Origin of the sequence: Flavobacterium procerum, assembly GCF_042431625.1 — a bacterium.
GTDB lineage: Bacteria > Bacteroidota > Bacteroidia > Flavobacteriales > Flavobacteriaceae > Flavobacterium > Flavobacterium procerum.
In genome coordinates this window covers 198,732-211,765 of sequence record NZ_JBHLYW010000022.1, presented here as the reverse complement: position 1 = coordinate 211,765, position 13,034 = coordinate 198,732, and the positions used below count along the sequence as shown (strand labels likewise).

The following is a 13,034-nucleotide window of genomic DNA, read 5'->3' as shown; positions in this document are numbered from 1 at the left end:
TAAAAAGATTTAAAATTAATGCAAAAATTCTGCTAATACTGCAATCAGAATGTTAAGATATTTTTTTCTCCATTTTAATATCGGCTCTTGCATAAACTCCTTTTTCTAAAGGAATTTCATAAAAACCAAACTTCCTGTACAAATGAATCGCGGGAAGAAGTATTGTGTTCGAATACAAAAAGAGGGTTTGAATATTGTTCTCTTTGGCAACATTGATGCAATGTTCCAGAAGTTTATTACCAATTCCTAATCCTTGCGCTTTATCCGAAACGGCCATTTTGCTTAATTCGAAGGTTGAATCATTTACTTTCATTAATGATGCAGTTCCAAGAATTTCATCGTTGTATTTTGCGTAAAAAATCATTCCACCTTTATCGATTATTTCTTCCTGAGGATTTGAAAGTGTTAAGTGATCTTTTTCTTCTACTTTGAAATATTTTTCAAGCCAGGCAATATTTAAAGTTTTGATGTGTTCTTTTAGGTCCGGAGAAAAGGGGATTATGTATATTGTGTTATTCTTCGTCATTACATTCTGTGTTTTTTCTTATCCATTCAGAACCAATGTATTTTCTTTCAGCTTCTTCTCCGTATTCAAGGTCAAAAACTTGATTTAAAGAATTGTCTTTTAATACAAGTTGTTCTAATGCAACAATAATTGTGTTCTCAGTTGACGATTCGTCATCAGTCAAAAATATCCAATCGCCTTCATCATCATGATAAACTCTAATTATGGGTTTTCCGTCAAGCCATTGCTTTGTGGTAAAAGCGCTTAGATTTTTTGGTTCTAGAAATTTAAAATTGCTGTTTCTATCTAATAGAGGTTGTCTGTATAAAAATTCTTCTTCAAAATTTTCTTCCCAAGGGAATTTATCATTTCGATCTGTCCAAACAAGTTGAAGGGTTGGAAAATCATTTCTATCGTAAAAGTTTATTGCAGTACCAAAATAATCATCAATACTTTGTGTAGCAACTTTTAAAAATTGAGCTTTGCTATTGTCAAAAATTCTATCGAAATAGTTTTTTTCGGTTATAATAGATTCTCCGGCTTTAATTATTTCAGCAACATTATTTATTATTTTATGAAGGAGAGAAGTTGATAATCCAAAACAAATAATTTCTGGATGATTGTATTTTTGCCATAATCCTATACTATAAGCAAATGAAGGTAAGTAATCAGTTGCTTCAATCATTATGACTTGAAGGCCATATTTTTCAATATTGACTTCAATATCTTTTCTTAGTTCATCAGGGTCAATACAATTGTGTTTTTCTTCGGGAGTCATAAACCTTTATATTAATTCTAAATTTCTTTTTCCATCCTCTAACAACTCAATATTTAGGGTCGAATATTCTTCCGGAAGCAGATTTGCAATTTTTTCAGACCATTCGATAAAACACCAATTGCCAGAATAGAGATAATCATCAACTCCCATGTCTAGCGCTTCGGTTTCGTTTTTTATTCTGTAGAAATCAAAGTGGTATACTTTTTTACTGTCTGGAATTTGGTATTCGTTTACTAAAGAAAAAGTTGGACTGCTGGTGGCGTCTTTAACTCCTAAAGTTTTGCACAATTGCTTGATTAGCGTTGTTTTTCCAACTCCCATTTCTCCATTAAAAAGAATGATTTTTTTAGGGTTTGAAGCAATAATCTGCTCGGCGGTTTGTTGAATTTGGTCTAATGAAAAAATGATATTCATTGCTTTGTATGTTTTTGCCACGAATTTCACAAATTTTCACGAATTAAAATATACTTTTTGTGTAAAAATTTGTTAGTGTAAATCTGCCAAATTCGTGACAATCTTAAAATTATTTAGGATTGAATACCAAAAACGGAATGATCATTTCTTCTAGCGAAATACCGCCGTGCTGGTAGGTGTTTTTGTAATAACTTACATAATGATTGTAATTGTTTACATAGGCCAGAAAGAAATCGTTTTTGGCAAAAATAAACGAACTACTCATATTAATAGCAGGAAGGCCAAGTGTTTTTGGTTCCTTCACGACATACACATCTTTTTGTTCGTAGGTCAAACTACGTCCAGTTTTATAACGTAAGTTTAAGCTTGTGTTTTTATCACCCACAACTTTCGACGGATTCTTTACGTTTATCGTTCCGTGATCTGTTGTCAATATTAGTTTGAAACCCAATAACTGCGCTTGCTGAATAATTTCGAGTAAAGGAGAATTCTTAAACCAGCTTAAGGTCAATGAACGATACGCTTTGTCGTCAGAAGCTAGCTCTTTAACTACTTCCATTTCGGTTTTAGCGTGCGAAAGCATATCCACAAAATTGTAGACAACAGTTACTAAGTCATTTCCTTTTAAAGCTTTGAAGTTTTCTGCCAGTTTTTTACCGCCTGCGTAGTTTGTGATTTTAAAGTAATCTTCCTTAATATTTAAACCAAGACGTTTTAGCTGAGCTGATAGAAATTCGGCTTCATAAAGATTTTTTCCTCCCTCTTCAATATCATTTTTCCAATATTGCGGAAACTGTTTTTCCATTTCTAGAGGCATAAGTCCTGAGAAGATAGAATTACGGGCATATTGCGTTGCAGTCGGCAGAATTGAAAAATACGGAACCTCTTTTTCGAGTTTATAATAATTAGAAATAACGGTTTCAAACGACTTCCATTGGTCGTAGCGAAGATTGTCAATAACTACAAAAAGGACGGGTTTGTCTTTCTTTTTAATTTCAGGAACAACCAGTTCTTTAAATAAAGTATTCGACATAATTGGTTTTTCTGCTTTTGGAGCAAACCAGTCTTCGTAGTTTCGTTCAATATATTTTCCAAATTGTGAATTGGCTTCTACTTTCTGAGATTCCAGAATTTCGATCATCGCTGTATCGTTGATGTCTTCGAGTTTTAATTCCCAAAACAATAACTTTTTATACAATTCAATCCAGTCTTCATAAGAATTAACCATTGCCAATTCCATTGCAATTTTTCTAAATTCTTTCTGATAATCTAAAGTTGTTTTTTCTGTAATCAGTCTCGAATCGTCCAAGTTTTTTTTCAGACTAAGCAAAATCTGATTTGGATTTACTGGTTTAATCAAATAGTCGGCGATTTTAGAACCAATGGCTTCCTCCATAATGTATTCTTCCTCGCTTTTGGTAATCATAATCATCGGAATCGCAGATTTTTTCTCTTTCATTTCAGAAAGCGTTTCCAAACCGCTCATTCCGGGCATATTTTCATCCAAAAAAACAATGTCAAAATTCTCTTCTTCAAACAGTGTCACTGCGTCAAGACCGTTATTACAGGTAGTCACGCTGTAGTTTTTCTTTTCTAGAAATAATATATGTGGTTTCAAAAGATCGATTTCATCATCGACCCAAAGTATTTTTATCTTATCCATAAATTAATTTAATTTTACTGCAATTTAAAGCTATAGAACTTAAAAAGTATTAAAAATAGTATAAAATTATCGAAGATTTATGTCGATTTTTAGTTGAATTTTACTTTTTTCAGAAACACTCTCCTGAAAATCACAATTATTCGGTATCCTATTTTTAAACAAAAAACACCAAACTCTTTGTTGTTATTTACTTATATTTGTTGACCAAAAAAATAACCTAGTAGTGACGCAAATTAATAAGTTAAAAATATTCAATGATCCTATATACGGCTTTATTACGATTCCGAACGAGCTTATTTACGACTTAATCCAGCATCCGTATTTTCAGCGTCTGCGTCGTATTTCTCAAATGGGACTTTCGTATTTGGTGTATCCAGGAGCAAATCATACACGTTTTCATCATGCCTTAGGTTGTATGCATTTGATGCAGAAAGCTGTAGATACACTTCGTTTTAAAGGTGTTGCAATCTCAAGTGAGGAAGAATGTGCATTATTGATAGCGATTTTGCTGCATGATATAGGGCATGGTCCTTTTTCTCATGCAATGGAAAGTAGTATTGTAGAAGATGTTCATCACGAAGCGATTTCGCTTTTGTTTATGAATCAGCTAAACGAAGAATTTGAAGGAAGATTAAGTCTTGCCATTCAGGTTTTTAAGGGCGAATATCATAGGAAATTCATGTTGCAGCTGATTTCTAGCCAGTTAGATATGGATCGAATGGATTATCTAAAACGCGACAGTTTTTATACTGGAGTAGCAGAAGGAAATGTCAATTCTGAACGATTGATTCAGATGATGAATGTAGTAGACGATGTTTTGGTAATAGAAGAAAAAGGGATTTATTCTGTAGAAAAGTTTCTTCTTTCAAGACGATTAATGTACTGGCAGGCTTATCTACATAAGACTAGTTTGGTCGCTGAATTGATTTTGATGAAAGTTTTAAAAAGAGCAAAAGAACTTACTTTGAAAGGAATTGCACTTCCTTGCAGTGAACCGCTTTCTTATTTTATGAATAACAAAGTGACATTGGATGACTTTGATGCCTCAAAACTGGAACTGTTTTCGCAACTTGACGATTTTGACATTATAAGTGCTCTAAAAGCTTGGCAACGACAAGATGATTTTGTCCTTAGAACGTTAAGCAAAATGATCATTAACAGAGATTTACTCAAAATAAAAATGAGTGTCGAAAAAATTCCGATGGAAGAATCTCAGGCATTAAAAGAGGAATTTGCAGAAATGCATCATATTAGTCAATTAGAGGCGGGATATTTTATTTTTCGTGGGAAAATTAAGAACCAGGCGTATAGTAAAGAAGCCGAACCTATAAGGATTTTGAAAAAAGATAGGACAATTGAAGACGTTGTTGAAGCTTCTGACCAGCTGAATCTGAAATCGTTATCGAAATTGGTGACAAAATATTACATCTGTTTTCCAAAACAACTTATCTAAAATTAACATTTAAAACCTATTTTTTATATTTTTGTCGCGATGAAATTTACAGCAGAACAAATAGCAGGAATTTTAGAAGGAGAAGTTGTTGGTAATCCCAATGCAGAGGTTTCTAAACTTTCTAAGATAGAAGAAGGCGATGAAGGGTCGCTTACTTTCTTAGCAAATCCGAAATATATAAACTATATATATAGTACAAAAGCTACGGTTACTATTGTTAACGATAGCTTTGTTCCAGAGCAAGAAATTACAACTACACTTATTAAAGTTGAAGATGCTTATTCGGCTTTCTCTAAACTTTTACATTTTTACAATCAAGTAAAACTGAATAAAACGGGCATTGAGCCACAGTCATTTATGTCTGAGGGAACTAAATATGGAGAAAATTTATATTTAGGAAGCTTTAGCTATATTGGACAGAATGTTGTTTTGGGGAATAATGTGAAGATTTATCCAAACAGTTTTATTGGTGACAATGTAACTATTGGAGACAATGTATTTGTTTTTGCAGGTGCTAAAATTTATTCCGAAACAGTAATTGGTAATAATTGTACAATTCACTCAGGAGTTATTATAGGCGCAGATGGTTTTGGTTTTGCGCCAAACGAAGATGGAGAGTATGATAAAGTACCTCAGATTGGAAATGTTATTATTGAAGATAATGTAGATATTGGTGCCAATACCACTATAGACAGAGCTACTCTTGGTTCTACTATAATTAGAAAAGGGGTAAAATTAGACAATCAAATTATGATTGCCCACAATGTGGAAATCGGTAGAAATACCGTTATCGCAGCACAGACCGGTGTGGCTGGTTCTACAAAAATTGGCGAGAATTGCATGATTGGAGGACAGGTTGGTATTGCAGGACATTTAACTATTGGAAATAATGTTAAACTTCAGGCACAGTCTGGAGTGGGACGAAATATAAAAGATGACGAAGTTTTACAAGGCTCGCCATCACTTGGATACAGCGATTTTAATAAATCTTACGTTCATTTTAAAAACTTTCCGAAGATTGTTGCCGAAGTTGAAGAATTAAAAAAACAAATAATAAACCCAAAAAATGGAAATAATGGTTAAACAGAAGACCATCAAAAATGAAATTTCGCTAACAGGAGTTGGTTTACACACTGGAAAAGAAGTTACAATGACTTTTAAACCTGCTCCTATTAATAATGGTTTCACTTTTGTAAGAGTAGATTTGCAAGGCCAGCCAGTCATTGAGGCTGATGCTAATTATGTTGTTAATACTCAAAGAGGAACAAATCTTGAGAAATTAGGTGTAAAAATTCAGACTCCTGAACACGTTTTAGCTGCAGTTGTTGGCTGCGATTTGGATAATATCATTATTGAATTGAATGCCTCTGAACTTCCAATTATGGATGGTTCATCAAAATATTTTGTAGAAGCAATTGAAAAAGCTGGAATCGAAGAGCAAGATGCTAATCGTAATGTTTATGTGGTAAAAGAAGTTATTTCGTTTACTGACGAAGCTACAGGAAGTGAAATTCTTGTAATGCCAAGCGATGAATATCAAGTTACTACAATGGTAGATTTTGGTACAAAAGTATTGGGTACTCAAAATGCTACACTTAAAAGCATCTCAGAGTTTAAATCTGAAATTGCAAGCTCAAGAACTTTTAGTTTCTTGCATGAATTGGAATCTTTGTTAGAAAACGGCCTTATTAAAGGTGGAGATTTAAACAACGCTATTGTTTATGTTGACAAAGAAATCTCTGAGTCTACAATGGAGAACCTTAAAAAAGCATTTGGTAAAGATGAAATTTCTGTAAAACCAAACGGTGTTTTAGATAATTTGACTTTGCATTATCCAAACGAAGCCGCGAGACATAAACTTCTTGATGTTATTGGAGATTTGTCTCTTATCGGAGTTCGTATTCAAGGAAAAATTATTGCAAACAAACCGGGACATTTTGTAAATACTCAATTTGCTAAAAAATTAGCAAAAATTATCAAAATAGAACAGAGAAATCATGTTCCTGTATACGACTTGAATCAGGAGCCATTGATGGATATTCATAAAATCATGGCAATGTTGCCTCACAGACCTCCATTTTTATTAATCGACAGAATTATCGAAATGTCTGATCGTCATGTAGTTGGTTTGAAGAATGTAACGATGAATGAAAATTTCTTCGTTGGACATTTCCCTGAAGCTCCGGTTATGCCTGGTGTGTTAATCGTAGAAGCAATGGCGCAAACAGGAGGGATTTTGGTTTTAAGTACTGTTCCAGATCCTGAAAACTATTTAACATATTTCATGAAAATTGACAATGTTAAATTCAAGCATAAAGTATTGCCGGGAGACACTTTAATTTTCAAATGCGAATTGATTTCTCCTATCAGAAGAGGGATCTGTCATATGCAGGCAAATGCTTATGCAAACGGAAAATTAGTTACTGAGGCAGAATTAATGGCGCAAATTGCAAGAAAACAATAATAATTTATTCAAATTTATTGTTTAGGTTTGTTGCCCAAAATCAGACTATTTTAATCTAAAATATAAAATATACAGATGAATCAACCATTAGCATATGTTCATCCTGGCGCTAAAATCGCTAAAAACGTTGTAATCGAACCATTTACAACTATTCACAATAATGTTGTTATTGGTGATGGTACTTGGATTGGTTCAAATGTAACCATTATGGAAGGTGCCCGTATAGGTAAAAATTGTAATATTTTTCCAGGTGCCGTAATTTCTGCAGTACCTCAGGATTTAAAATTTGGGGGCGAAGATTCTCTTGCCATAATTGGAGACAATTGCACAATTAGAGAATGTGTAACTATTAATAGAGGTACAATTGCTTCTGGACAAACTGTTATTGGTAATAATTGCTTAGTAATGGCTTATGCGCATATTGCGCATGATTGTGAAATCGGAAATAATGCCATTATCGTAAACGGAGTTGCTCTTGCAGGTCACGTTGTAGTGGGAAATCACGCGGTAATCGGTGGTTTGGCAGCGATTCATCAGTTTATTCATATTGGTGATCACGCTATGATTTCTGGAGGATCTTTGGTTAGAAAAGATGTTCCTCCTTATACAAAAGCAGCTAAAGAGCCATTGTCTTACGTTGGAATTAACTCGGTTGGTTTAAGAAGAAGAGGTTTCAGCACTGAAAAAATTAGAGAAATTCAGGAAATTTATAGAATTTTATACCAAAAGAATTACAATACAACTCAAGCTTTAAGCATAATTGAAGCAGAAATGGAAGCGACTCCAGAAAGAGATGAAATTCTTGATTTTATCAGAAATTCTTCTCGCGGAATTATGAAAGGTTACTCAGGAAATTATTAATTTTAGAGTTTAGATTTCTGATTTTAGATTTCTGAACTGAAGAATAAAAAACATTAAAAAAGGTGTTGATTTTAAGTTTTTAATGAATCTAAAATCGACATTCTAAAATCTAAAATAAAAAGTACAAATGGCATCTACATCAGATATTAGAAACGGATTGTGTATTAAATTTAATCACGATATCTATAAAATTATTGAATTCCTTCACGTAAAACCTGGAAAAGGTCCAGCTTTCGTAAGAACAAAATTGAAAAGTTTAACTTCAGGTAAAGTTTTGGATAACACTTTTTCTGCAGGTCACAAAATTGATGTTATCCGAGTTGAAACACACACATTCCAGTTTTTATATCCAGAAGGTGATGAGTTTCACTTTATGAATACTGAAACGTTTGAGCAGATTTCATTAAACAAAAACATTTTGGATGCTCCAGATTTGTTGAAAGAAGGAACAAACGTAATGGTTCAGATTAATACAGAAACAGATTTACCATTATCAGTAGATATGCCAGCATCTGTAATTCTTGAAGTTACTTATGCAGAACCAGGTGTAAAAGGAAATACAGCTACAAACGCTACAAAAAATGCTACAGTAGAAACTGGTGCGTCTGTAAACGTTCCTTTGTTTATCAATGAAGGGGATAAAATTAAAATCGATACAGCTTCTGGTTCTTATATGGAGCGTGTAAAAGAGTAATTTTTTAATTAAGATAATTTGACAATGAGTCAATTAGATAATTTGTGAATTGACATAATTTTGTATATTCACATTCTAATTGACTCATTTTCTAATTAACATTTTTTTTAATTAAGATAATTTGACAATGAGACAATCAGATAATTTTCGGATTAACACAATTTGTGTATTGATTTTCTAATTGGCTCATTTTCTAATTGACAGTTTTTTAAATTAAGATAATTTGACAATGAGACAATCAGATAATTTTCGGATTAACACAATTTGTGTATTGATTTTCTAATTGGCTCATTTTCTAATTGACAAATTTTCTAATTATAACATATGAAATTTCAAAAGAGTCATTCTTTAAAAGAAATTGCTGATTTGCTTAATTGCGAATTTATTGGTGATAAAGATTTTCAGGTTTTAGGCATGAACGAAATTCATGTTGTAGAACCTGGTGATATAGTTTTTGTTGACCATCCCAAATACTATGATAAAGCTTTGCAGTCTGCCGCAACAATAGTTTTAATTAATAAAAAAGTTGATTGCCCAGAAGGTAAGGCGCTTTTAATTTCTGATGACCCCTTTAGAGATTTTAATATCCTGACAAGACATTTTAAACCTTTTCAATTTGCAAATGTAGCAATTGCTGCATCTGCAGAGATAGGAGAGGGCACTGTAATTCAGCCCAATACTTTTGTTGGGAATCACGTAAAAATTGGAAAAAATTGTCTGATTCATTCTAATGTTTCTATTTACGATCATACTGTAATTGGAGATAATGTGATTATACATGCTGGAAGTATTTTAGGAGCAGATGCTTTTTATTATAAAAAACGGCCTGAAGGTTTTGACCAGCTTGTTTCAGGCGGAAGAGTTGTTATTGAAGACAATGTCGGCATAGGGGCGCTTTGTACTATCGACAAAGGTGTTACGGGTGATACCACTATTGGAGCCGGGACAAAATTAGACAATCAAGTGCATGTTGGTCATGATACAGTTATTGGCAAAAAATGCCTAATTGCATCGCAGACAGGTATTGCAGGCTGTGTAATTATTGAAGATGAAGTGACATTGTGGGGACAAGTAGGAACTACGAGTGGTATTACAATTGGTGCAAAAGCAGTTGTAATGGGGCAGACCGGTGTTACTAAATCGGTAGAAGGAGGAAAATCGTATTTTGGTACTCCAATTGAAGAATCAAGAGAAAAGTTAAAACAATTAGCAAATATTAAGAAGATTCCTGAGATTTTAAGTAAATTGAAGTAATATGTCTATAAAAGAATTTGTTCAGAAATTTTATAAGTCAGATGCCTTAATTGATAGCGAAATTCTAAAAACATATCTGCATCCTGACGTTTTGCTGGATTGGAACAGCAGTAAAGGCTTTATTCAGATGGATTATGATGCCATTGTTGAAATGGCTAATGATTTGAGTCGTGCTTATGTTCGGTCTAAAGTTAGGATAAGCCACATATTAGAAGAAGGTGATTTGGTTTCGGTACGTTATTCTCATTTCGTTAAGACAATCGAAAACCCTCGAGAAGAAATGTTATTAGCACATTTTGCGACTATCTGGCAGATCAAGGATGATAAATTGTTTCGAGGTTATCAAATGAGTCAATTTTCTTAATATTTTTTTGACAATAAAAGGGCTAAAATCGATTACAAAACCTTATTTTTGCAACACAAATTTAAAAACTACATAAAATATATATCATGAGTGTTTTAGTTAATAAAGATTCCAAAATAATTGTTCAGGGATTTACAGGAAGCGAAGGAACTTTCCACGCTTCTCAAATGATTGAGTACGGTACTAATGTTGTTGGTGGTGTAACTCCAGGAAAAGGAGGTACTTTACATTTAGACCGTCCAGTTTTTAATACAGTAAAAGATGCTGTAGATCAAGCTGGTGCAGATACTTCTATCATTTTTGTTCCGCCAGCTTTTGCTGCTGATGCAATTATGGAAGCTGCTGATGCTGGAATTAAAGTAATTATTGCTATTACAGAAGGAATTCCTGTAGCAGATATGATTAAAGCAAATAACTACGTAAAAGAAAGAAATTCAAGATTAATCGGACCAAACTGTCCAGGAGTAATTACTCCAGGTGAGGCTAAAGTTGGTATTATGCCAGGTTTCGTTTTCAAAAAAGGAACAATTGGAATCGTATCTAAATCTGGAACTTTAACTTACGAAGCTGCTGATCAAGTTGTAAAACAAGGTTTAGGAATTACTACAGCTATCGGAATTGGTGGAGACCCAATTATTGGAACTACAACTAAAGAAGCTGTTGAATTATTAATGAACGATCCAGAAACCGAAGCAATCATTATGATTGGTGAAATTGGAGGTCAATTAGAAGCTGATGCTGCAAGATGGGTAAAAGCTGACGGTAACCGTAAGCCAGTTATTGGATTTATCGCTGGAGAAACTGCTCCTGCTGGTAGAACAATGGGTCACGCAGGTGCAATCGTTGGTGGTTCTGATGATACAGCTGCTGCTAAAAAACAAATTATGAGAGACAACGGAATTCACGTTGTTGATTCACCAGCTGAAATTGGTAAAAAAGTAAAAGAAGTACTTGGATAATCACCAAATATTCAAAATAATAAATTCCAAAAAAGTCTCAATATTTTGTTGAGACTTTTTTACATTTTTAAAAGACTGAGGTAAAATAGAATAATCAAGCATCTTAGAACCTCAGTGTCTTAGTAGCTTAAAAAAAAAATATGAGTAAAGAATTAGAAAAGTTTAAGGTAAGCAACAGTTTTACTTTTACGGTTGAAGATAGCTTAGAACAAATTTGCAATGCTCCTGATGGAAGCGCAGGGATTTTTGTGGTTTATGCTGTTGAAGGAAATGAAAAAGAACTAATTATGGTTGGTTCTACTGGAACAGTTCAAAATGATGGGACTTTAAAAACCAAAAACGGCGGTCTATATGATAAAATCGTAAACGGTCATCAATTTGCAAAAACAGGAAGAAAATATTCATGGCCGGCTCAAATGAAATTAGAAAATATAGCTGCTTTGGAAGTTTTTTGGTATGAAACTTTTAATGCAGATACAAAAGCGATTCCAACTTCTGTTGAGGGACGAGTTTTGCAGAATTTCTTAGATGAAAATGGTAAACTTCCGAGATGGAATGTTGCATTCTAAAAAAAAACATTTTTGAAGTAAATAGTTTGAGCCTTGCTAAAATTTAGCGAGGCTTTTTTTATTTCTAATTGGTTTTACATTCAAAAACTCACAATGTTTTAACAATGAGAATTTCAAAATTAAAGCAACGTTAATTTAATATTAAGAAAAAAAAGCATGTAGAAAGTGTTAAATTTGAAAAAGGAAGGCTTTTTTTGCGTTTAAATTGGTTTTTCAATTTAAGCTTTTATATATTTATCGAACAAAAACAAAAAAAAATGTTAAAATTTACGTTTTAAGCTAAATTAACTTTTGCTGCCAAAATGTAAATTAACGTTTTTTTTAGATATTCAACCTAGACGCGCAAGTTTATAGATGATTTACTTTAATAATCTTTCTATGCTTGGTCTTGTTTTTAAATCCATAAATTATGAATCACACTTTGAAAAAAAATGCGGTAGATGATTTTACTCTTTGGAGTAATTTGAAAAATGATGATCAGAGGTCTTTCTCATTGCTATTTGAGAGATATTACAGTGATTTGGTGAATTATGGAAATTCGCTTTCTCCTTTTTCAGAAAAGGTTCAGGACTGTGTACAAGATGTTTTTGCGGATATTTGGCTTTATAGAAATTCGCTTCAGGAACATGTTGTCGTAAAAGCCTATTTGTTGTCTAGTGTTAGAAAAAGAATTGCTCGTTTATTTGAGCGTGATCATATTTTTAGAAAAACAACTTCTACAGATGTTATTGAGTTTTTGTTTGATTTTTCTATAGAAAATGATCTTGTTGAAGACGAAGTAACCGCAGAAAGAGTTTTATACCTAAACAAGCTTTTGAATGAACTTCCTTCGCGTCAGAAGGAAGCTTTGTATCTGCGTTACCATCAAGGGCTTTCAGTTGATCAAATAGCAGAACTTTTGAATATAAATTATCAATCTGCTAACAATTTAGTCTATCGTGGCTTGTTAACGTTGCGAAAAGAATGGAAAGGCGGCATTCCGATAATTGTACTGTTTTCAGGGGTTTTTCAGATTTCTTAAAAAAATATTAAAAAAAGTCACAATTTAGTGAGTAT

At 33.1% G+C, this 13,034-nt stretch carries 14 protein-coding genes; 10 read left to right on the top strand and 4 right to left on the bottom strand.

Annotation, left to right across the window (positions count from 1 at the left end):
* Positions 1-52 precede the first annotated feature (52 nt).
* The 4 genes from ACFFLS_RS20485 to porX all read right to left on the bottom strand — a co-directional run bounded on the left by ACFFLS_RS20485 (position 53) and on the right by porX (position 3,360).
* Positions 53-526 (bottom strand): GNAT family N-acetyltransferase, encoded by a 474-nt coding sequence (locus ACFFLS_RS20485; RefSeq protein WP_379687053.1) that lies wholly within the window; start codon positions 524-526, stop codon positions 53-55.
* A complete protein-coding gene (locus ACFFLS_RS20480) occupies positions 513-1,283 on the bottom strand; it encodes a DUF4262 domain-containing protein (RefSeq protein WP_379689626.1) in 771 nt (256 codons plus the stop codon). The genes ACFFLS_RS20485 and ACFFLS_RS20480 overlap by 14 nt, the downstream gene beginning before the upstream one ends.
* A 6-nt stretch (positions 1,284-1,289) precedes the next feature.
* Positions 1,290-1,697: a tRNA (adenosine(37)-N6)-threonylcarbamoyltransferase complex ATPase subunit type 1 TsaE gene (tsaE, locus tag ACFFLS_RS20475; RefSeq protein WP_379687049.1), complete on the bottom strand. Its 408-nt coding sequence runs from the start codon at positions 1,695-1,697 to the stop codon at positions 1,290-1,292.
* A 109-nt stretch (positions 1,698-1,806) separates the two neighbouring features.
* Positions 1,807-3,360, bottom strand: coding sequence for a T9SS response regulator signal transducer PorX (porX, locus tag ACFFLS_RS20470; RefSeq protein WP_379689625.1), 1,554 nt, complete (start codon positions 3,358-3,360; stop codon positions 1,807-1,809).
* Positions 3,361-3,583: 223 nt separating this feature from the next.
* Between porX and ACFFLS_RS20465 the strand changes: the two genes are divergently transcribed.
* The 10 genes from ACFFLS_RS20465 (at position 3,584) to ACFFLS_RS20420 (ending at position 12,999) form a co-directional block, all read left to right on the top strand.
* Positions 3,584-4,813: an HD domain-containing protein gene (locus ACFFLS_RS20465; RefSeq protein ID WP_379687048.1), complete on the top strand. Its 1,230-nt coding sequence runs from the start codon at positions 3,584-3,586 to the stop codon at positions 4,811-4,813.
* Between the two features lie 39 nt (positions 4,814-4,852).
* Positions 4,853-5,896 (top strand): UDP-3-O-(3-hydroxymyristoyl)glucosamine N-acyltransferase, encoded by a 1,044-nt coding sequence (gene lpxD / locus ACFFLS_RS20460; protein WP_379687046.1) that lies wholly within the window; start codon positions 4,853-4,855, stop codon positions 5,894-5,896.
* Positions 5,889-7,277 (top strand): bifunctional UDP-3-O-[3-hydroxymyristoyl] N-acetylglucosamine deacetylase/3-hydroxyacyl-ACP dehydratase, encoded by a 1,389-nt coding sequence (locus tag ACFFLS_RS20455; protein WP_379687044.1) that lies wholly within the window; start codon positions 5,889-5,891, stop codon positions 7,275-7,277. Before lpxD ends, ACFFLS_RS20455 begins: the two co-directional genes overlap by 8 nt.
* Positions 7,278-7,352: 75 nt before the next feature.
* A complete protein-coding gene (gene lpxA / locus ACFFLS_RS20450) occupies positions 7,353-8,138 on the top strand; it encodes an acyl-ACP--UDP-N-acetylglucosamine O-acyltransferase (RefSeq protein ID WP_109193375.1) in 786 nt (261 codons plus the stop codon).
* Between the two features lie 127 nt (positions 8,139-8,265).
* The gene (gene efp / locus ACFFLS_RS20445) at positions 8,266-8,832 is read left to right on the top strand and encodes an elongation factor P (protein WP_379687043.1); all 567 of its coding nucleotides are present in this window, start codon (positions 8,266-8,268) and stop codon (positions 8,830-8,832) included.
* Positions 8,833-9,156: 324 nt separating this feature from the next.
* Positions 9,157-10,086 (top strand): UDP-3-O-(3-hydroxymyristoyl)glucosamine N-acyltransferase, encoded by a 930-nt coding sequence (locus ACFFLS_RS20440; RefSeq protein WP_379687041.1) that lies wholly within the window; start codon positions 9,157-9,159, stop codon positions 10,084-10,086.
* A gap of 1 nt (position 10,087) precedes the next feature.
* Positions 10,088-10,450, top strand: a complete 363-nt coding sequence (locus ACFFLS_RS20435) for a nuclear transport factor 2 family protein (protein WP_379687039.1) — start codon at positions 10,088-10,090, stop codon at positions 10,448-10,450.
* 86 nt (positions 10,451-10,536) lie between these two features.
* Positions 10,537-11,409, top strand: coding sequence for a succinate--CoA ligase subunit alpha (gene sucD, locus ACFFLS_RS20430; RefSeq protein ID WP_379687037.1), 873 nt, complete (start codon positions 10,537-10,539; stop codon positions 11,407-11,409).
* Positions 11,410-11,549: 140 nt separating this feature from the next.
* On the top strand, positions 11,550-11,978 hold the full coding sequence (locus ACFFLS_RS20425; RefSeq protein ID WP_379687034.1) for a hypothetical protein: 429 nt from the start codon (positions 11,550-11,552) through the stop codon (positions 11,976-11,978).
* 409 nt (positions 11,979-12,387) lie between these two features.
* Complete coding sequence (locus ACFFLS_RS20420) at positions 12,388-12,999, top strand: RNA polymerase sigma factor (protein WP_379687032.1); 612 nt, start codon at positions 12,388-12,390, stop codon at positions 12,997-12,999.
* Positions 13,000-13,034: the final 35 nt, after the last annotated feature.